Origin of the sequence: Actinomycetospora straminea, assembly GCF_028737255.1 — a bacterium.
In the GTDB taxonomy this organism is placed as follows: Bacteria; Actinomycetota; Actinomycetes; order Mycobacteriales; family Pseudonocardiaceae; genus Actinomycetospora; species Actinomycetospora straminea.
This window is the reverse complement of record NZ_JAQZAN010000009.1, coordinates 1-20,013: the sequence shown is the minus strand read 5'-3', so window position 1 is coordinate 20,013 and position 20,013 is coordinate 1. Positions and strand designations below refer to the sequence as shown.

The window sequence follows — 20,013 nt, the reverse complement described above, 5'->3', positions numbered from 1 at the left end:
GGAACATGTCCGACATCACGCGCGACGACGTCGCCCACCTCGCCCGGCTGGCCCGGCTCGCCGTCTCCGACGCCGAGCTCGACGTGTTCTCGGGGCAGATCGACGCCATCGTCGACACGGTGTCGAAGGTCGGCGAGATCCCCGACGACGTCCCGCCGACCGCGCAGGTGGTGCCGCAGACGAACGTGCTGCGCCCGGACGAGACCGAGCCGTCGCTGCCGCGGGACGTCGCGCTCGCCGGCGCGCCCGCCGCCGAGGAGGGCCGCTTCCGCGTGCCGCGCATCCTGGGGGAGGAGCTGTGAACGAGCTGATCGATCTCGATGCCGCCGAGCTCGCGCGCCGCATCCACGGCCGCGAGGTGTCCTCGGTCGAGGTCACGCGCGCCCACCTCGAGCGCATCGACGCCGTGGACGGCCCCGCGGAGAGCGGTGTGCACGCCTTCCTGCACGTCGACGCCGAGGGCGCGCTCGCCGCCGCCGAGGCCGCCGACCGCGCGATCGCCGACGGCACGGCCGCGTCGGCGCTGGCCGGGGTGCCGATCGCGCTCAAGGACAACCTGACCACGACGGACATGCCGACGACGTGCGCGTCCCGGATCCTCGAGGGCTGGCGCCCGCCCTACGACGCGACAGTCGTGACCCGGCTGCGCGCCGCGGGCCTGGTGCCGCTGGGCAAGACCAACCTCGACGAGTTCGCCATGGGCAGCTCGACCGAGAACTCGGCGTTCGGCCCCAGCCGCAACCCGTGGGACCTCACGCGCATCCCCGGCGGCTCGGGCGGCGGGTCGTCGTCGGCGGTCGCCGCCGGCGAGGCGCCGCTCGCGCTCGGCTCGGACACCGGCGGCTCGATCCGCCAGCCCGGCGCGGTCACCGGCACCGTCGGGGTCAAGCCGACCTACGGCACGGTCTCGCGCTACGGGCTCGTCGCGTTCTCGTCGTCGCTGGACCAGATCGGCCCGTGCGCGCGCTCGGTGCTCGACGCCGCGCTGCTGCACGAGGTCATCGGCGGGCACGACAGGAACGACCAGACCTCGGTCAGCGCGCCGCTGCCGCCCGTGGTCGAGGCCGCGCTGGCGGGCGCCCGCGGCGACCTCGCCGGGGTGCGGATCGGCGTCGTCACCGAGTTCTCCGGCGAGGGCTACCAGCCCGGCGTGCTCGCGGCGTTCACCGACGCCGTGCGGGCGCTCGGGGAGCTGGGCGCCGAGGTCGTCGAGGTCTCGTGCCCGTCGTTCGCCTACGCGCTGCCGGCGTACTACCTCATCGCCCCCAGCGAGGCGTCCAGCAACCTCGCCCGCTTCGACGCCATGCGCTACGGCCTGCGGGTCGGCGACGACGGCGAGCACGCGAGCGACGAGGTCATGTCGCTGACGCGCGAGGCCGGCTTCGGCGCCGAGGTGAAGCGCCGCATCATGATCGGCACGCACGCGCTGTCGGCCGGCTCGTACGACGCGCTGTACGGCAAGGCGCAGAAGGCCCGCACGCTCATCGTCCGCGACTTCACCGCCGCGTTCGAGACCTGCGACGTGCTCATCTCGCCGACGACGCCGACCACCGCGTTCCCCATCGGCGAGCGCGCGGACGACCCGCTGGCGATGTACCTCGCCGACCTCTGCACCATCCCGTCCAACCTCGCGGGCAACGCGGCCCTGTCGGTGCCTTGCGGGCGCTCGGCGGACGACGGCCTGCCCGTCGGCCTGCAGGTCATGGCGCCGGCGCTCGCCGACGACCGCGCCTACCGGGTGGCCGCGGCCTACGAGGCCGCCCAGGGCGCCACCACGCCCCGCATCCCCGAACTGCGCGCCCTGGAGGCCTCCCGATGACGGCCACCGTCGAGTCCGCCCCGTACACGGTGGAGGAGGTCTGCGAGCACTTCGACCCCGTCATGGGTCTCGAGGTGCACGTGGAACTCAACACCGCCACCAAGATGTTCTGCGGCTGCGCCAACCGGTTCGGCGCCGAGCCCAACACGAACGTCTGCCCGGTGTGCCTCGGCCTGCCCGGCTCGCTGCCGCGGGTCAACGGCACCGCCGTCGAGTCCGCGATCAAGATCGGCCTGGCGCTGAACTGCCAGGTCCGGGAGCGCTCCGGGTTCGCCCGGAAGAACTACTTCTACCCGGACATGCCGAAGAACTTCCAGATCTCCCAGTACGAGGACCCGATCGTCTTCGACGGCCACCTCGACGTGCCGCTCGACGACGGCTCGACCTGGCGGGTGGAGATCGAGCGCGCGCACATGGAGGAGGACACCGGCAAGTCCCTGCACATCGGCGGGGCCACCGGGCGCATCCACGGTGCGGACCACTCGCTGCTCGACTACAACCGCTCCGGCGTGCCGCTGATCGAGATCGTCACCAAGCCGATCATCGGGGCCGGGGTGCGGGCGCCCGAGGTCGCGCGGGCCTACGTGACGGCGCTGCGCGACGTGCTGCGCGGGCTCGGCGTCTCCGACGTGCGCATGGACCAGGGCTCGATGCGCTGCGATGCCAACGTCTCGCTCATGCCCAAGGGCACCTCGACGTTCGGCACCCGCACCGAGACCAAGAACGTCAACTCGCTGCGGTCGGTCGAGCGTGCCGTGCGCTACGAGATGGGCCGCCACGCCGGCGTGCTGCTCTCGGGCGGGTCGATCCGCCAGGAGACCCGGCACTTCGACGAGCAGTCCGGCACGACGTCGCCGGGCCGCCCGAAGGAGACGTTCGCGGACTACCGGTTCTTCCCGGAGCCCGACCTCCCGCCGCTCGAGCCGTCGCGCGACTGGGTCGAGACGCTGCGCGCGGGCCTGCCCGAGCGCCCGTGGGAGCGCCGCGCCCGCATCCAGACCGAGTGGGGCCTGTCCGACGAGGAGCTGCGCGACCTCGTCAACGCCGACGCGCTCGACCTCGTCGCCGACACCGTCGACGCCGGCGCGCCGCCGGAGTCCGCCCGCTCGTGGTGGGTGTCGTACCTCACCCAGCAGGCCAACGCCGCCGGGGTGACGCTGCCCGAGCTCGCGATCACGCCCGCGCAGGTCGCGCGCGTGGTGGCGCTCGTCGCCGAGGGCACGCTGACCAACAAGCTGGCGCGCCAGGTCGTCGACGGGGTGCTGGCCGGCGAGGGCGAGCCCGACGACGTGGTGGCCGGGCGCGGCCTCGCGGTCGTCAGCGACGAGAGCGCGCTGACCGCCGCGGTCGACGAGGCGCTCGCGGCGCAGCCGGACATCGCCGAGAAGATCCGCGCGGGCAAGACGAAGGCCGCCGGTGCGATCGTCGGCGCGGTGATGAAGGCCACCCGCGGGCAGGCCGACGCGGCTCGTGTGCAGGAGCTGGTGCTCGAGCGCTGTCGCTGAGGCGACCCGCCCGAGATCTCGATCATGTTTTTCGTGATCTACCCGTAACCCGGACGAGTTCCCTCCGTTGGGCGATTCAGGGAGCAGCGTGTAGCGGCTTCTCGACCGGACGTCACAGTGGATCGCTGCTGTACGACCGTCCGGTTCATCCCCCCGAGACCGAACGATGTACAGGAGGGTCCGCATGGGTGCACACCGTGCCCGTACGACCAGCACGGTCGGCAAGGTCGCCGGCCGGGGCGCACTGACCGCCGCCGCCGCACTCGCCCTCACCGGCGGGACGGCGTCGCTCGCCTTCGCCGACGAGGCACCGAGCTGGGACAACACGTCGAGCACGGTCACGGACGTCGTGTCCGGCACCGCCGACAGCGTCGCGGAGCTGCCCGAGACCGACGTCCCGACCACCGTCAAGGGCGGCGAGGAGTTCCTCGGCGGCGAGGCCTCCGAGGTCCAGCACGGCGTGGACCGCATCGCCTCGGCGGGGACCTCGGACCTGCAGACGCACCTCAACGACGCGGGCGTCCCGGTCGGCAGCTCCCTGACCGACGGCGAGCAGGAGATCTCCGGCTCCGTCTCCGAGGTCACCGGCCAGGTGCACGACGCCACCGGCGCCGGCGCGGCCCAGCTCGACGAGGCCCTCGCCCAGGGCTCGAGCGTGCTCTCCTTCGGCTGAGCGCACCCCGCCCGGTCCGCTCCCCAGATCGGGCGAGCCCGCGGCCCCGTTCCTCCGGACCACCCCCCGGAGGAGCGGGGCCGCAGTGCGTCCGGGGGTTGTCAGCGAAGTGCCGTCGCAGACACTCAGTGTCCGTATCGGTACTTCGATCACCGGGCGGACCGGCTAGTCCGCCCCGCTCGCCCCGCCCGACGGCGGCCGGATGCGCACGACGCGGTCGTCGGTCGGCGTGACCGGCCCGCCGCCACCCTTGTTGGCCGTGGTGAACCAGATGAGGCCGTCGGAGGCGACGTCCGTGGCCGTGATGCGCCCGTAGGTGCCGGCCAGCACCGACTGCGGGGTGCCGACGAACGAGCCCTGCGGCGTCGGGCGCAGCACGAACATCGCGCTCGCGCCCTCCAGCCCGACGACGAGCGTGCCCGGCAACCCCGCGCACCCGGCCACCCCGGGCCGCTCCGGCCACGTCCAGGCCGGCGAGGTCGCCGCCCCCGGGCCGGGGGGCTCGCCCGGGCGGACGGCGAGGAGCACGTCGCGGGGACCGGCGCGGTCGGTCACCCAGCTGACCCCGGTGGCGGGGTCGGCGCAGACGTCGCCGGGCGCGTGCAGCCCGCTGCCGACGATCGGCGAGGCGGGGTTCGGCGTGCCCGGGGCGGGACGCCCGAACGGGTCGATGCGCAGGAGCTTGCCCGCGAGCGAGGTCGGCGAGGCCGCCGCGGCCCGGTCGCCGCCGTCGCCGGTCGCGACCAGCAGGGTGCCGTCCGGCTCGACGCCGACCGCGCCCCGGTTGCCCGACGCCCCGCGCGGGATGCCGCCCAGCACGGTCTTCGGGACGTCGCCGGGCGCGATGCGCACGACCGCGTTGCTGCCGCCCGTGGTGGCGTAGGCGTAGAGGAGCTGGTCCTCGGCGTAGGTGGGGGAGAGCGCGAGGCCGGTGAGCCCGCCGTCCCCGGCGGCGTCGACGGGGACGGTCGCGACCGGCTCCGGCGGCTCCTCGGGCGCGACGCGCAGGATGCGCCCGGTGGTGCGCTCGGCCACCAGCGCGGCCTGCCCGCCGGGCAGGGTCACGACGGCCGACAGCGGGGCGAGGCAGGTGGCGACCACCTGCGGGTCCGGGTCCACGCACGGCGGGGGCACCGACGGGCCGCCGGAGTTCGGCGCGGGCGTGGGCTCGCCGGTCTCGGGCAGCTCGGGCTGCGGGGCGCGCTCGGCGCCGAGGTCCGGGCGCTCGCGCCACGGCGCCTGCCCGGCGTCGGGGAACTGGGCGCACCCGGCCAGCAGCACCGTCACGACCGCCAGCACCGTCAGGGTCGCGAGGAACCTCGCGCGGGCGACGGACACGGGCACGGGTGGACACAGTAGGCGTCCGCGGCTGTGCCGGCCGTGAGACGGGGTGCCCCGGGGTGGACTACCCTCCGCGCACCGTGGCCCAGGAACCCGTGACCGTCCTCGTCCCGCACGCCGAGGGCGAGGAGGCGCTCGCCGACATCGAGGGCCTCGAGCTCGTGCGCTACGACGAGCAGGCCGAGGCGCTGCCCGACGCCGCCGACCGGGCCGCCGTGCTCATCCCCGGCTTCCTCGCCACCACCGACGCGCTGAAGCTCGTGGAGCGCTGCCCGCGATTGCGGCTGGTGCAGCTCCTGTCGGCCGGCGCGGAGATGTGGGTGGGGCGCCTGCCCGACGGCGTCCGGCTCTCCGACTGCCAGGGCGCGCACGGCGGCGTCACCGCCGAGTGGGTACTCGCCGCGACGCTCGCGGTGCTGCGCGAGATCCCGCCGTTCGTCCGCGCGCAGGACGAGGGCCGCTGGGACCAGCACATCACCGACACCCTCACCGGCAAGCGCGTCCTGCTGGCCGGCGCGGGTGACCTCGCCGAGCAGACCGCCCGCCGCCTCGAGACCTTCGACGTCGCCGCGATCACGCGCGTCGGGCGCCGGGCACGCGACGGGGTGCACGCCACCTCCGAGCTGCCCGACCTCCTGCCCGACCACGACGTCGTCGTGCTGCTCGTGCCGCTGACCGACGAGACGCGCGGGCTCGCCGACGCCGACTTCCTCGCGGCCATGCCCGACGGCGCGCTGCTGGTCAACGCCGCGCGCGGGCCCGTCGTCGACACCGACGCCCTGCTCGCGGAGCTGCGCGCCGAGCGCCTGCGGGCCGTCGTCGACGTCGTCGACCCCGAGCCCCTGCCCGCCGACCACCCACTCTGGTCGGCGCCGAACCTGCTCATCACCCCGCACGTCGGCGGCAGCGTCCCCGGGCACCTGGAGCGCGCCTACCGCGTCGTGCACACCCAGCTCCAGGCCGTCGCCCGGGGCGAGGACCCGCCGAACCTGGTGGTCGACGGGTACTGAGCCGCACCGGCACCCGCCGAGGACGAGGCGGGACGCGTCAGATGCTGCGGACCGCGCCCGTCGCGCCCGAGGTCACGAGCTTGGCGTAGGCGCGCAGGGCGCTGGTGAGCGTGCGGTGGCGCTCGACGGCGGGCTGCCAGGGGCGCTCCGAGGCGTCCATCTTGGCGCGGCGCTCGGCGAGCACGTCGTCGTCGACCAGCAGCTCGATGCGCCGGCTGTCGACGTCGAGGAGGATCTCGTCGCCGTCCTGCACCAGCCCGATCGTCCCGCCGGCCGCGGCCTCGGGGGAGACGTGTCCGACGCTGATGCCGGACGACCCGCCCGAGAACCGGCCGTCGGTGACCAGCGCGCACACCGCGCCGAGGCCCGCGCCCTTGAGGAACGCGGTCGGGTGCAGCATCTCCTGCATCCCGGGGCCGCCCGCCGGGCCCTCGTAGCGCACGACGAGCACGTCGCCGGGCTGCACCTGCTTGCCGAGGATGACCGAGACGGCCTCCTCCTGGCTCTCGACCACCCGCGCGGGGCCCCGGAAGAAGCGCCCGTCCTCGGGCAGCCCGGCGCTCTTGATCACCGCGCCGTCGGGGGAGAGGTTGCCGCGCAGCACCGCCAGCCCGCCGTCGGCCGAGAACGCGTGCTCGGCGTCGCGGATCACGCCCGTGGCGGCGTCGGTGTCGAGCGAGGACCAGCGGTTGGTCGTCGAGAAGGGCTCGACCGTGCGCACCCCGCCGGGCGCGGCGTGGAACAGCTCGAGCGCCTGCGGCGACGGCCGGCCGCCGCGGATGTCCCAGTGCCCGAGCCACTCCTCGAGCGACGGCGCGTGCACCGCGTGGACGTCGCGGTGCAGCAGCCCGGCGCGGTCGAGCTCGCCGAGGATCGCGGGGATGCCGCCGGCGCGGTGCACGTCCTCCATGTGGTGGTTCGAATTCGGCGCGACCTTCGACACGCACGGGACCCGACGGCTGACCGCGTCGATGTCGGCGAGCGAGAAGTCCAGCTCGGCCTCGTGGGCGGCGGCGAGGATGTGCAGGACCGTGTTGGTCGAGCCGCCCATGGCGACGTCGAGGGCCATCGCGTTCTCGAACGCGTGCTTCGAGGCGACGTTCCGCGGCAGCACCGACTCGTCGTCCTGCTCGTAGTACCGGCGGGCGAGGTCGACGACCGTGCGCCCGGCCTGCAGGAACAACTCGCGGCGGGCGGCGTGCGTCGCCAGCGTCGAGCCGTTGCCCGGCAGCGAGAGGCCGAGGGCCTCGGTGAGGCAGTTCATCGAGTTCGCGGTGAACATGCCCGAGCACGACCCGCACGTCGGGCACGCCGAGCGCTCGACCTCGGTCAGCCCCTCGTCGCTGACCTGCGACGACGCCGACGCGGAGATCGCGGTGATGAGGTCGGTCGGCGCCTGCGCGACGCCGTCGACGACCACGGCCTTGCCGGCCTCCATCGGCCCGCCCGACACGAACACCGTGGGGATGTCCAGCCGCATGGCGGCGTTGAGCATGCCCGGGGTGATCTTGTCGCAGTTCGAGATGCACACCAGGGCGTCGACGGCGTGGCCCTGCACCATGTGCTCGACCGCGTCGGCGATCACCTCGCGGCTGGGCAGCGAGTGCAGCATCCCGCCGTGCCCCATCGCGATGCCGTCGTCCACCGCGATCGTGTGGAACTCGCGCGCGACCCCGCCGGCCTCGCGCACCGCGCCCGCCACCAGCTCGCCCAGCTCCTTGAGGTGCACGTGCCCGGGCACGAACTGGGTGTAGGAGTTGGCGATCGCGACGAGCGGCTTGCCGAAGTCGGAGTCGGTGAGGCCGGTGGCGCGCCAGAGGGCCCGGGCCCCGGCGGCGTTGCGGCCCTGGGTGGTGACGCGCGAGCGCAGCGGCGGCACGGCTGACCTCTCAGGGGTGGATCAGTGGTGGGGTGACGGCGAGGCTACGCCCGCTCCTCGGGCGCCTCGGCGGGGTCCGGGTCAGCACTCTGTCCCGCACCCTGCCCAGCACCCTCCTCCGCCTGCCGCTCGCGGAGCCGGGCGATGCGCAGGCGTGTGGCCTCGAGCTCGCGCTCGCGGTCGCGCGCGTCCGCGACCTCCTCCGGGGTCGGCATGTCGATGCGCCCGCCGCTCGCCGCCGCGATCCGGCCCAGGTCGCGCGTGCGGACGCCCACCAGCGCGACCTCGTCCTCGTCACGGCGCACGGCGCGCACCCAGCCCCGGTCGACGACCCGCAGCGTCGCCACCTCGTCCCACCCGACGCGGCGCGTGCCCCACGCCAGCAGCACCCGCAGCGCCTCGTCGTCGACGACGGTCCGGGTACGCAGCAGCCAGAACGCGAGCACGAGCGGGACCAGGAACACCAGGAACCAGGCGCCGCCCTGGAACGCGATGGGGGAGAGCCCGAGGGCGACGAACCCGACGGCCACCAAGGCCGGCAACGGCACCGGACGGAAGGTCGCGGGCCCGCTCGGTGCGGTCGGTCCGGTCCGGGGCGTCGCGCCGCTCGTCTCCTCGCTGGTCTGCTCGCTCGTCACACACCGATGGTGCCACCGGCGCAGCAGGGGGACCCGGTTTGACGACCCGTCGACCGGCCACCTACCCTCGCCGACGTGATCCAGCGGCGAATTCTCGTACTCCCGGGGCGCGTCAGCGCCTGACGGGCCGTTCGAGCCCGCCGCGAGAACTGCTGACGCGCCTGCCCTCTCCGCCCCGAGGCGGTGGGGGCTTTTTCATGTCCGGCTCCTGTGACGCACCCGGCGACCCTCCCGAGGCAGACACCCGATGACCCACGCCAGACCCACCACGGCCCCCGGCACCCCGGGGCCGGCGGCGAACGGCGCCGCGCGGCGACCCGCACCGCGTACCGGCGTCCCCACCGAGCAGCAGGACACCGTCCTCCAGACCCCCGTCGCGCCGGACGCCCCGCGTCCCACCCGCGTCGACCCCGAGCCCGCGACCGGCGCGCAGTCGCTGGTCCGCGCGCTCGAGGCCGTCGGCTGCGACGTCGTCTTCGGCATCCCGGGCGGGGCGATCCTCCCGGCCTACGACCCGCTGTTCGACTCGCAGCTCGTGCGCCACATCCTCGTGCGTCACGAGCAGGGCGCGGGCCACGCCGCCACCGGCTACGCCCAGGCGACGGGCCGCGTCGGCGTCTGCATCGCGACCTCCGGGCCGGGCGCGACCAACCTCGTCACCCCGCTCGCGGACGCGATGCTCGACTCGGTGCCGCTCGTCGCGATCACCGGACAGGTGGGCCGCAAGCTCATCGGGACCGACGCGTTCCAGGAAGCCGACATCTGCGGCATCACGATGCCGATCACCAAGCACAACATGCTGGTCACCGACCCCGCGGACATCCCGCGGGCGATCGCCGAGGCGTTCCACATCGCCGCCACCGGGCGTCCCGGCCCGGTCCTGGTCGACCTGCCCAAGGACGTCCTGCAGGCGCAGACCACCTTCAGCTGGCCGGTCGAGACCCGGCTGCCCGGCTACCGGCCGACCACCCGGCCGCACAGCAAGCAGATCCGGGAGGCCGCCCGCCTGATCGGCGAGGCGCGTCGTCCCGTCCTCTACGTCGGCGGCGGTGTGATCAAGGCCGAGGCCTCCACCGAGCTCCTCGACCTCGCCGACGAGACCGGCGCGCCCGTGGTCACCACCCTCATGGCCCGCGGCGCCTTCCCCGACGGCCACCGCCAGAACCTGGGGATGCCGGGCATGCACGGCACCGTCGCCGCCGTGGCGGCGATGCAGAAGGCCGACCTGCTCATCGCCCTCGGGGCGCGCTTCGACGACCGGGTCACCGGTGACCTGTCGACGTTCGCCCAGGGTGCGAAGATCATCCACGCGGACATCGACCCGGCCGAGATCGGCAAGAACCGCCCCGCGGACGTCCCGATCGTCGGCGACGCCCGCGAGGTCGTCACCGAGCTCACCGCCGCGCTGCGCAGCTCCGCGGTCGACCGCGACACCCGCCACGAGCAGCTGCGCGGGTGGTGGGAGCAGCTCGAGATCTGGCGGCAGACCTTCCCGCTCGGCTACGACGACCCGGCCGACGGGACGCTCTCGCCCGAGTACGTCATCGAGCGGATCGGCGCCATCGCCGGCCCGGACGCCGTCTACGCGGCGGGCGTGGGCCAGCACCAGATGTGGGCCGCGCAGTTCATCGCCTACGAGAAGCCGCGCACGTGGCTCAACTCCGGCGGCGCCGGGACCATGGGCTACGGCGTGCCGGCGGCCATGGGCGCGAAGGTCGGCTGCCCCGACACCACGGTGTGGTGCATCGACGGCGACGGCTGCTTCCAGATGACCAACCAGGAGCTCGCCACCTGCGCGATCGAGGGCATCCCGATCAAGGTCGCGGTCATCAACAACGGCAACCTCGGCATGGTCCGCCAGTGGCAGACGCTGTTCTACGACGAGCGCTACTCCAACACCGAGCTCGGGACGCACAAGCACCGCGTGCCCGACTTCGTCCTGCTCGCGCAGGCGCTCGGGTGCGAGGGGCTGCGCTGCGAGTCGAAGGACGACGTCGACCGCGTGATCAACCAGGCGATGGCGATCACCGACCGGCCCGTCGTCATCGACTTCGCCGTCGGCGCCGACGCGCAGGTCTGGCCGATGGTCGCCGCGGGCACCGGCAACGACCAGATCATGGCCGCCCGCGACATCCGCCCGCTGTTCGACGACCCGGAGGCCGTGCAGGCCGAGGAGGTCTCGCGGGCCGACCGTCCCGTCGACGGCGAGGAGCCGGTGCGATGACCACCACCCACACCCTCTCGGTCCTCGTCGAGGACAAGCCCGGTGTGCTCGCGCGCATCTCGGGGCTGTTCTCCCGGCGCGGCTACAACATCCAGTCGCTCGCCGTGGGCCCCACCGAGGAGGAGGGGATCTCGCGCATGACGATCTGCGTCACCGTCGACGACTTCCCCCTCGAGCAGGTCACGAAGCAGCTCAACAAGCTCGTGCACGTCATCAAGATCGTCGAGCTGGAGCCGTCCTCGTCGGTGCAGCGCGAGCTCGTGATGATGAAGGTCCGCGCGGACGCCCACGTGCGCTCGCAGGTCCTCGAGGTCACGCAGATGTTCCGCGCGAAGGTCGTCGACGTCTCGCCGGAAGCGGTCACCGTCGAGGCCACCGGCACCGAGGACAAGCTCGAGGCGCTGCGCCGGATGCTCGAGCCCTACGGCATCCGCGAGATCGTCCAGTCGGGGATGGTGGCGCTCTCCCGTGGCCCGCGTTCCATCGCCGCCCACCACCGTTAAGTTCAGGTCGTCCAGCCGTACCCGGAAGGAAGTAGTCCCGCATCATGAGTGCCCCGACCACCGGCAACGCCGAGGTCTTCTACGACGACGACGCCGACCTCTCGATCATCCAGGGGCGCAAGGTCGCCGTCATCGGCTACGGCAGCCAGGGCCACGCCCACGCGCTGTCGCTGCGCGACTCGGGCGTCGACGTGCGGGTGGGCCTCCCGGAGTCGTCGAAGAGCCGCGCCGCGGTCCAGGAGGAGGGCCTGCGGGTCGTCACGCCGGCCGAGGCGGCCGCCGAGGCCGACCTGATCATGATCCTGGCGCCGGACACCAAGCAGCGGTTCATCTACGCCGACGACATCGCGCCGAACCTCGAGTCGGGCAACGCGATCTTCTTCGGGCACGGCTTCAACATCCGCTACGACCTCATCCAGCCGCCGAAGGACATCGACGTGGCCATGGTCGCGCCGAAGGGCCCGGGGCACCTGGTGCGCCGCCAGTTCGTCGACGGCAAGGGCGTGCCGTGCCTCATCGCGGTCGAGCAGGACGCGACGGGCGGCGCCCAGGCGCTCGCGCTCTCCTACGCCGCGGCCATCGGCGGCGCGCGCGCCGGCGTCATCAAGACGACGTTCACCGAGGAGACCGAGACCGACCTCTTCGGCGAGCAGGCCGTGCTCTGCGGCGGCACGTCGGCGCTGGTGCAGGCCGGGTTCGAGACGCTCGTCGAGGCCGGCTACCAGCCCGAGATCGCCTACTTCGAGTGCCTCCACGAGCTCAAGCTGATCGTGGACCTCATGTACGAGAACGGCATCTGGGGCCAGCGGTACTCGATCAGCGACACCGCCGAGTACGGCGACCTGACCCGCGGGCCGCGCATCGTGAACAACGCGGTCAAGGAGGAGATGCGCAAGATCCTGGGCGAGATCCAGGACGGCACCTTCGCCCGCGAGTGGGTGGCCGAGGACGACAACGGCCGCCCGAACTTCACCAAGCTCGAGGAGGAGGGCAAGGCCCACCAGATCGAGCAGGTCGGCGCCAAGCTCCGCGGCCTCATGCCCTGGATGGCGCGCCCGACCAGCTGAGGCTCGCCGAGTCCGGAGCGAACGGGTATCTCGCTGCTTCTACGCGCGCGACGGTCCCGTTCGCTCCGGGTCGCGGCCCAGCGGGCTCGGCCTGTGAACCGGTTCACGAGCGGTCGGTATGGTCCCGGTGAGTGCGGGACAGTGACCCGCGAGCACGTCGGCGTGCGCCCGCGGAGCAGGTGCCACGGTCGTCGGCGTGCCCGTCCCAGCCGCCGACCTCCGGGAGCGAACGCATCGTGACCACCGCCGCCAGCAAGCCCGTCGTCCTGATGGCCGAGAAGCTCGCGCCGTCGACGCTGGAGGTGTTCGGCGACGAGGTCGAGATCCGCTCCGTCGACGGCACCGACCGGGCGGCCCTGCTCGAGGCCGTGGTCGACGCGGACGCCCTGCTGGTGCGGTCGGCGACGCAGGTCGACGCGGAGGTCTTCGCGGCCGCGAAGCAGCTGAAGATCGTGGGGCGCGCCGGGGTCGGGCTCGACAACGTCGAGGTGCCCGCGGCGACGTCCCACGGCGTCATGGTCGTCAACGCGCCGACGTCGAACATCGTCTCCGCCGCCGAGCACGCGATCGCGCTGCTGTTGGCCACCGCGCGCCACATCCCGCAGGCGGACGCGAGCCTGCGGAACGGCAAGTGGGAGCGCAGCAAGCTCTCCGGCGTCGAGATCCAGGGCAAGACCGTCGGCGTCATCGGCCTGGGCAAGATCGGGCAGCTGTTCGCGTCGCGCATCGCGTCGTTCGGCACGCACGTCATCGCCTACGACCCGTACCTGCCGCAGAGCCGCGCCACCCAGCTCGGCATCGAGCTCGTCGAGCTGGACGAGCTGCTCGCCCGCGCCGACATGATGACGATCCACCTGCCCAAGACGCCCGAGACGCAGGGCCTCATCGGCAAGGAGGCGCTGGCGAAGACCAAGCGCGGGGTCATCATCGTCAACGCCGCGCGCGGCGGGCTGGTCGACGAGGACGCGCTGGCCGAGGCCGTGCGGTCCGGCCACGTCGCCGGCGCCGGGATCGACGTCTACGTCACCGAGCCGACGACGTCGTCGCCGCTGTTCGAGCTGCCGCAGGTCACCGTGACCCCGCACCTCGGTGCCTCCACCGCCGAGGCCCAGGACCGGGCGGGCACCGACGTCGCCCACTCCGTGCTCGCCGGGCTGCGCGGCGACTTCGTGCCCGACGCGGTGAACGTCTCGGGCGGCGCGGTCGGCGAGGAGGTCCGGCCGTGGCTCGGCATCACCCAGAAGCTCGGCACCCTGCTCTCCGACCTCGTCGGTGCGCCGGGCGAGCTGCAGGTGCTGGTGCGCGGCGAGCTCGCCCACGAGGACGTCTCGGTGCTCTCGCTCGCGGCACTGCGCGGGGTGTTCGGCGAGGTCGTCGACGAGCCCGTCACGTTCGTCAACGCCCCCGCGCTGGCCGAGGAGCGCGGCGTCGGCGTCACCATCGAGACGGCCACCGAGAGCCCCAACCACCGCAGCATGGTCACCCTGCGGGCCGTGCGCGACGACGGCGAGGCCGTCACCGTGTCCGGCACGCTCACCGGCGAGGACCTCGTCGAGAAGCTCGTCGAGATCAACGGCCGCAGCTTCGACCTGCGCGCCGAGGGCCACGTCCTGCTCTTCGAGTACTCCGACCGCCCGGGCGCCATGGGCACCGTCGGGACCAAGCTCGGCGAGTCGGACATCAACATCGAGGCCGCACAGCTCTCCCAGCTGCGCGACCGGTCGTCGTCGATCATGCTGCTGCGCGTCGACCGGTTCGTGGCCCCCGAGGTCCTGGAGCCGATCGGCACCACCCTCGAGGCGCGGACGACGCGGCTGATCAGTTTCGGCTGATCCGCTCGGAGCGAGCGGTGGTTCGGCTGATCACTCGGGTGATCACGTTGCTCCCGGCGGGGGAGCGGTCCGCCGCCCAAACTCCGCCGGGCGCAGCAACCCCGACCGAGGGCGTATTCCTACGATTCGGCGATCCGGTTCCGTGATCGACCGACACGCCTAGTAGTCTCCGCGGGTCGGCCCCGGTCACCCCGTCGCGGGGCCACGCGCTCGTGGAGGTTGGTGCGGATGCGACTCGCGGTGGTGCCCGGCGACGGCATCGGACCCGAGGTCATCGGCGAAGCGCTCAAGGTGCTCGACGAGGTCGCCCCGTCGGTCGAGACGACCCAGTACGACCTCGGTGCCGCGCGGTGGCACTCCACCGGGGAGCTGCTGCCGGAGTCCGTCCTGTCGGAGCTGCGCGAGCACGACGCGATCCTGCTCGGCGCGGTCGGCGACCCGTCGGTGCCCAGCGGGATCCTCGAGCGCGGGCTGCTGCTGCGCCTGCGCTTCGAGCTCGACCACCACGTCAACCTGCGCCCCGCCCGGCTCTACCCGGGCGTGCGCGGGCCGCTGTCGGGCAACACCGAGATCGACCTGGTCGTCGTCCGCGAGGGCACCGAGGGCCCGTACGCGGGCACCGGCGGCCTGCTGCGCAAGGACACGCCGCAGGAGATCGCGACCGAGGTCAGCGTCAACACGGCGTTCGGCGTCGAGCGGGTCGTGCGCGACGCCTTCGCCCGCGCCGCCGCCCGCCCGCGCCGCAAGCTGACGCTGGTGCACAAGACCAACGTGCTGACCCACGCCGGCTCGCTGTGGTCGCGCGTCGTCGAGGAGGTCTCGCTCGAGCACCCCGACGTCTCGGTCGACTACCAGCACGTCGACTCGACCACGATCCACCTGGTCACCGACCCGTCGCGCTACGACGTGATCGTCACCGACAACCTGTTCGGCGACATCCTCACCGACCTCGCGGCGGCCGTGACCGGCGGCATCGGGCTCGCGGCGTCGGGCAACCTCGACGTGTCGCGGGCCAACCCGAGCATGTTCGAGCCGGTGCACGGCTCGGCGCCCGACATCGCGGGCAAGGGCATCGCCGACCCCACCGCGGCGATCCTCTCGGTGGCGCTGCTGCTCGACCACCTCGGCGAGCCGGAGCTGGCGCGCCGGGTCGAGGCGGCCGTGGCCTTCGACCTCGCCACCCGCGACCACGCCAACCCCGGCGGCACCCACGCGGTCGGCGACCGCCTCGCCGCCCTCGTGTCCTCGGCCGCGGGCACCCGGACCCCGGCGTAGGCCCGGCCCCGTGCCAGCCTGGCGTCCTGAGCTGGCGATCAGATTCAGCACGCCGATAGGGTCAGGAAATCCACCTCGATCATGAGCGTTCGGTGGTGGGCACTCGTGGTCGCCGCGGTCGAGGCCGCGTGTGGGATCGGGGCTGCGGCGTACTTCGTCGTGCTCGGTCTGAGCGCCGAGGGACCCGACCGGACGGCGTTCGACCGGGCTTTCCCGTTCCTGCTGGCGGCCCTCGCCCTGGGCGTCCTGGGGACGATGGCGTGGCGCAGCCTGCGACGAGCCCTCTCGCTTCCCGGTGATCGTGGGGGCTTTCCCAACGTTGGACGCCAGCGTGGACGCCAGGCTGACACACCCCGTGTGCCGCCGCCCGCGTCGGAGCCCCCGGAGCCCCCGGAGCCGGCCACGTGGAGCAGTTCGCCGACGACCTGCCCGCGCAGGTCGACGACCTCGCCCGCCTCGTCGGCGACGCGCTGACCGTGCGCCTCGAACACGTGGAGGTCACCGACGAGGGCCGCCACCACCTGCAGCTGCGCCTCGGCGACGCCGTCGAGGACCTCGACTACCCCGGCCACCCCAAGTACCTCAGCACCGTCGTGCACGTCGCCGTCGCCCGCGCGGCCCTCAGCAACGGCACCAGGCTCGCCGGGCTCTGGGTCGACCAGGGCGTGTGGCTCGCCGTCCCGCGCGCGGGCCTCGAGGAGCTCAACCGCGATGCCCCCGACCACGAGCGCTGGACCTGGGTCGACGAGGACGAGCCGGTGGCCGCGGGCGCGCCGTGAGCGCGCGCGGGGGATAGGGTCCGGCGCCGTGCGCCTCGCCCGGATCGCCCACGCCGACGGAGTCTCGTTCGCGGCCCTGCAGTCGCCGACCACCGCCGGCGGTGAGCCCGAGGGCGGCGACGTGTGCGCGGAGATCGCCGAGCACCCCTTCGGCGACCCCACCTTCACCGGGCGCACCTGGCCCCTCGCCGACGTCCGGCTGCTCGCGCCGATCCTGCCGACCAAGGTCGTCTGCATCGGCAAGAACTACGCCGACCACGTCAGCGAGATGGGCGGCGAGACCCCGCCCGCGCCCCTGATCTTCATGAAGCCCTCGACCACCGTCATCGGCCCGGGCCTGGCGATCCAGCTGCCGCCGGACTCCCAGCGCGTCGACTACGAGGGCGAGCTCGCCGTGGTCATCGGCATGCCGTGCCGGGACGTCCCCGAGGCCCGCGCCCGCGACGTCGTCCTCGGCTACACCGTCGCCAACGACGTCACCGCCCGCGACCTGCAGCAGGCCGACGGCCAGTGGACCCGCGCGAAGGGCTACGACTCGTTCTGCCCGCTGGGGCCGTGGATCGAGACGACCATCGACCCCGGCGACCTCGCGATCCGCACCGAGCTCGACGGCGAGGTGCGCCAGGAGTCGCGCACCCACCTGCTGCTCCACCCCGTCGAGGAGCTCATCGCCTACATCTCGCGGGTCATGACGCTGCTGCCCGGCGACGTGATCCTCACCGGCACGCCGGCCGGCGTCGGGCCGATGAGCGCGGGCCAGCAGGTCAGCGTCACCGTCGAGGGCATCGGCACGCTGACCAACCCGGTCCAGGCGCGGTAGGGCCCCGTACCCTGGACGGGACCGATCCAGGGAAGGGGAACGCGCAGGTGGCGCAGGAGTCGGGGCCGGAGCCGGACTGGGTGTCGCGGATGGCCGACGAGGTGATCGAGGCCGCCGCGCGACGGAGTCCCGGGCAGAAGATCGTGTGCGCGTCCGGGCTGAGCCCTTCGGGGCCGATCCACCTGGGGAACCTCCGCGAGGTCATGACCCCGCACCTCGTCGCCGACGAGATCCGCCGCCGCGGGCACGACTGCGAGCACCTCATCTCGTGGGACGACTACGACCGCTTCCGCCGCGTACCCGCCGGCATCGACCCGTCGTGGGACGAGCACATCGGCAAGCCGCTCTCGGAGGTCCCCGCCCCGATCGGCAGTCCCTTCGCGAACTGGGCCGAGCACTTCAAGGCCCCGATGATCGCCGCGCTCGCCGACCTCGGCGTCCCGTTCCGCGGCATCAGCCAGACCGAGCAGTACACCTCGGGCGCCTACCGCGACCAGGTCCTGCTCGCCATGCGCGACCGACAGAAGATCGACGGCATCCTCGGTCGGTTCCGGACGAAGAAGAAGGACAGCCCGGAGGCGCCAGGGGACGACGACGAGGACGGGGCATCGGGCCGCGAGTACTACCCGTTCAAGCCCTACTGCGGCGGCTGCGGGCGCGACGACACGACGATCACCGCCTACGACGACGACACCACGGCGATGACCTACACCTGCGCGTGTGGGTTCTCCGAGACGGTGGCGCTGCGCGAGTTCACCCGCGGCAAGCTCGTCTGGAAGGTCGACTGGCCCATGCGCTGGGCCTACGAGGGCGTGCACTTCGAGCCGTCGGGCGTCGACCACTCCTCGCCCGGCTCGTCGTACCAGGTCGGCGGGCTGATCGTCGACGAGGTCTTCGGCGGCGAGCAGCCGATCGGCCCGATGTACGCGTTCGTGGGGATCACGGGCCAGGCGAAGATGTCGAGCTCGCGGGGCTCGGTGCCCACGCCGGGCGACGCCCTGGAGATCCTCGAGGTGCCGGTGCTGCGCTGGCTGTTCGCCCGCCGCCGGCCCAACCAGGCGATCAAGGTCGCGTTCGACCAGGAGATCCACCGCCTCTACGACGAGTGGGACGCGCTCGAGCGCAAGGTCGCGGCGGGCACCGCGGGCGGCATCGAGACCACGGGTCACGTCCGGGCCGTGAGCACCGCCGAGCGCGGGCTCCCGCGTACCGAGCAGCCCGTCGCGTACCGGACGCTGGCGTCGGTCGTCGACGTGACGGCGGGCGACGCGACCCAGCTCGAGCGCATCCTCGCCGGCCTCGGCGCGACCCTCGACGGCGCGCGCCCCCGCCTCGACCGCGCCGCGCACTGGGTCGAGGGCTACATGCCCGACGACGCCCACACGCGCCTGCGCGACGAGCCGGACACCGAGCTGCTCGCCGCGCTCGACGACCAGGACCGCGAGGCCGTCGCCATGCTGCGCGACCACCTCACCGACGACTGGTCGCTCGACGGCCTGACGACGCTGGTCTACGGCGTGCCGAAGAAGCAGGCCGGGCTGCCGCTGGACGTCAAGCCGACCGACGAGCTCAAGGCCGCCCAGCGCCGCTTCTTCGTCGTCGTCTACCGGCTGCTGGTCGGCGCCGACACCGGGCCTCGCCTCCCGACGCTGCTGCTCGCCGCCGGTCCCGAGCGCGTCCGGTACCTACTGGCGGTCTGAGGGCGGGTTCGCCGCTCAGTTCGCCCGTTCGGGCGGATAACGCCGACCGGTCGGCGGGCGACAGGTGGGCAGGACGCGCGAGCGGCCGGGGCGACGCGAGGCCCGGGCCCGGCGTCCCCGAATCCGCGACGACTCTGCCCGGGGGGAGACCTGTGTCCGCGAAAGGCCTGTTCGGTGGGGCGCTCGTCCTGATCGCCGTGATCGGGGGGTGCCACTCCGCGATGGACGACGCCACCCCCACGGGGTCGTCGTCGCGGTACTCGTCCGCGCCGGCCTCGCCGTCCACCGCCGCCCCGCTGCCCGCCCGGGCCTCGGCGCCGAGCAGCGCGACCGAGGCGGCGATGAGTGCTTCGCGGGTCGCACGGGTCATCGACGGCGACTCGTTCGTCCTCGACGACGGCCACGAGGTGCGGGTGCTCGGCATCGACTCCTGCGAGATGTCGAGCGATCGGGGGGACGACGCGAAGTCCGCCGCCGAGGCGTACCTGACGGGGACGACGATCACGCTGATGGCCGAGCCGGGGGTCGACCGTGACTCCTACGGCCGGCTCCTGCGCTACGTCCGGATCGGCGACGGCAGCGACCTGGGCGAGTCGATGGTCGTCAGCTCGCACACGGCCGTCTACGCGGGTGACAACGACGCGTCGCCGCAGCGCCTGGCGGACCTCCGGGCGCTCGACGCCGGCGGTCGGGACTGCGACGAGCCGGAGTACACGCCGGCCCCCGACCCCGACCCGGTGTACGTGCCCGACACCGCGGACGACGACGACACGGCCGTCCACACCCCGCGGCGACGCACCGGCAACACCGGTCACCCGTGCCTGCCCGGCGAGCGGGACGGCGACGGCGACGGCTACTGCAAGGAGGGCCGGTAGGGGCGCCGACCTCGGCCCGCTAGGGCGTGTCTGATGAATCATCGGGCGTGACTCTGACAAGATCTCGTTGTGC

At 73.4% G+C, this 20,013-nt stretch carries 17 protein-coding genes; 14 read left to right on the top strand and 3 right to left on the bottom strand.

Annotated features, from left to right (window positions below):
- Positions 1–5: 5 nt before the first annotated feature.
- The 4 genes from gatC (at position 6) to PH190_RS13895 (ending at position 3,997) form a co-directional block, all read left to right on the top strand.
- A complete protein-coding gene (gene gatC, locus PH190_RS13910) occupies positions 6–302 on the top strand; it encodes an Asp-tRNA(Asn)/Glu-tRNA(Gln) amidotransferase subunit GatC (RefSeq protein ID WP_274232120.1) in 297 nt (98 codons plus the stop codon).
- Positions 299–1,819 (top strand): Asp-tRNA(Asn)/Glu-tRNA(Gln) amidotransferase subunit GatA, encoded by a 1,521-nt coding sequence (gene gatA, locus PH190_RS13905; RefSeq protein WP_274232119.1) that lies wholly within the window; start codon positions 299–301, stop codon positions 1,817–1,819. The genes gatC and gatA overlap by 4 nt, the downstream gene beginning before the upstream one ends.
- Positions 1,816–3,324: an Asp-tRNA(Asn)/Glu-tRNA(Gln) amidotransferase subunit GatB gene (gene gatB / locus PH190_RS13900; RefSeq protein ID WP_274232118.1), complete on the top strand. Its 1,509-nt coding sequence runs from the start codon at positions 1,816–1,818 to the stop codon at positions 3,322–3,324. The genes gatA and gatB overlap by 4 nt, the downstream gene beginning before the upstream one ends.
- 184 nt (positions 3,325–3,508) lie before the next feature.
- Entirely contained in the window at positions 3,509–3,997 is a 489-nt protein-coding gene (locus tag PH190_RS13895) for a hypothetical protein (protein ID WP_274232117.1), read from the top strand.
- A 165-nt stretch (positions 3,998–4,162) separates the two neighbouring features.
- Here PH190_RS13895 and PH190_RS13890 read toward each other — a convergent pair whose 3' ends face one another.
- Positions 4,163–5,341 (bottom strand): PQQ-dependent sugar dehydrogenase, encoded by a 1,179-nt coding sequence (locus PH190_RS13890; RefSeq protein WP_337993811.1) that lies wholly within the window; start codon positions 5,339–5,341, stop codon positions 4,163–4,165.
- Positions 5,342–5,418: 77 nt separating this feature from the next.
- Here PH190_RS13890 and PH190_RS13885 point away from each other — a divergent pair, with 77 nt between their 5' ends.
- Positions 5,419–6,348, top strand: a complete 930-nt coding sequence (locus tag PH190_RS13885) for a 2-hydroxyacid dehydrogenase (RefSeq protein ID WP_274232116.1) — start codon at positions 5,419–5,421, stop codon at positions 6,346–6,348.
- Between the two features lie 37 nt (positions 6,349–6,385).
- Here the strand turns inward: PH190_RS13885 and ilvD are convergent, their stop codons facing one another.
- Both ilvD and PH190_RS13875 read right to left on the bottom strand, forming a co-directional pair.
- Complete coding sequence (gene ilvD, locus PH190_RS13880) at positions 6,386–8,227, bottom strand: dihydroxy-acid dehydratase (protein WP_274232115.1); 1,842 nt, start codon at positions 8,225–8,227, stop codon at positions 6,386–6,388.
- A 44-nt stretch (positions 8,228–8,271) separates the two neighbouring features.
- The gene (locus PH190_RS13875; protein ID WP_274232114.1) at positions 8,272–8,865 is read right to left on the bottom strand and encodes a PH domain-containing protein; all 594 of its coding nucleotides are present in this window, start codon (positions 8,863–8,865) and stop codon (positions 8,272–8,274) included.
- Between the two features lie 247 nt (positions 8,866–9,112).
- Here PH190_RS13875 and PH190_RS13870 point away from each other — a divergent pair, with 247 nt between their 5' ends.
- The 9 genes from PH190_RS13870 to PH190_RS13830 all read left to right on the top strand — a co-directional run bounded on the left by PH190_RS13870 (position 9,113) and on the right by PH190_RS13830 (position 19,940).
- Entirely contained in the window at positions 9,113–11,089 is a 1,977-nt protein-coding gene (locus PH190_RS13870; RefSeq protein ID WP_274232113.1) for an acetolactate synthase large subunit, read from the top strand.
- Positions 11,086–11,592 (top strand): acetolactate synthase small subunit, encoded by a 507-nt coding sequence (ilvN, locus tag PH190_RS13865; RefSeq protein ID WP_274232112.1) that lies wholly within the window; start codon positions 11,086–11,088, stop codon positions 11,590–11,592. The genes PH190_RS13870 and ilvN overlap by 4 nt, the downstream gene beginning before the upstream one ends.
- A gap of 44 nt (positions 11,593–11,636) precedes the next feature.
- Positions 11,637–12,659 carry a ketol-acid reductoisomerase gene (ilvC, locus tag PH190_RS13860; RefSeq protein ID WP_274232111.1) on the top strand — a complete coding sequence of 341 codons (1,023 nt, stop codon included), beginning with the start codon at positions 11,637–11,639 and terminating at the stop codon, positions 12,657–12,659.
- A gap of 269 nt (positions 12,660–12,928) precedes the next feature.
- On the top strand, positions 12,929–14,491 hold the full coding sequence (gene serA / locus PH190_RS13855; protein ID WP_274232273.1) for a phosphoglycerate dehydrogenase: 1,563 nt from the start codon (positions 12,929–12,931) through the stop codon (positions 14,489–14,491).
- A 228-nt stretch (positions 14,492–14,719) separates the two neighbouring features.
- Positions 14,720–15,766: a 3-isopropylmalate dehydrogenase gene (locus PH190_RS13850; RefSeq protein WP_274232110.1), complete on the top strand. Its 1,047-nt coding sequence runs from the start codon at positions 14,720–14,722 to the stop codon at positions 15,764–15,766.
- Positions 15,767–16,170: 404 nt separating this feature from the next.
- The gene (locus PH190_RS13845; RefSeq protein WP_274232109.1) at positions 16,171–16,545 is read left to right on the top strand and encodes a hypothetical protein; all 375 of its coding nucleotides are present in this window, start codon (positions 16,171–16,173) and stop codon (positions 16,543–16,545) included.
- A 28-nt stretch (positions 16,546–16,573) separates the two neighbouring features.
- Positions 16,574–17,365 (top strand): fumarylacetoacetate hydrolase family protein, encoded by a 792-nt coding sequence (locus PH190_RS13840; RefSeq protein ID WP_274232108.1) that lies wholly within the window; start codon positions 16,574–16,576, stop codon positions 17,363–17,365.
- Positions 17,366–17,412: 47 nt separating this feature from the next.
- Positions 17,413–19,065 (top strand): lysine--tRNA ligase, encoded by a 1,653-nt coding sequence (gene lysS / locus PH190_RS13835; RefSeq protein ID WP_274232107.1) that lies wholly within the window; start codon positions 17,413–17,415, stop codon positions 19,063–19,065.
- Between the two features lie 152 nt (positions 19,066–19,217).
- Positions 19,218–19,940 carry a thermonuclease family protein gene (locus PH190_RS13830; RefSeq protein WP_274232106.1) on the top strand — a complete coding sequence of 241 codons (723 nt, stop codon included), beginning with the start codon at positions 19,218–19,220 and terminating at the stop codon, positions 19,938–19,940.
- Positions 19,941–20,013 lie beyond the last annotated feature (73 nt).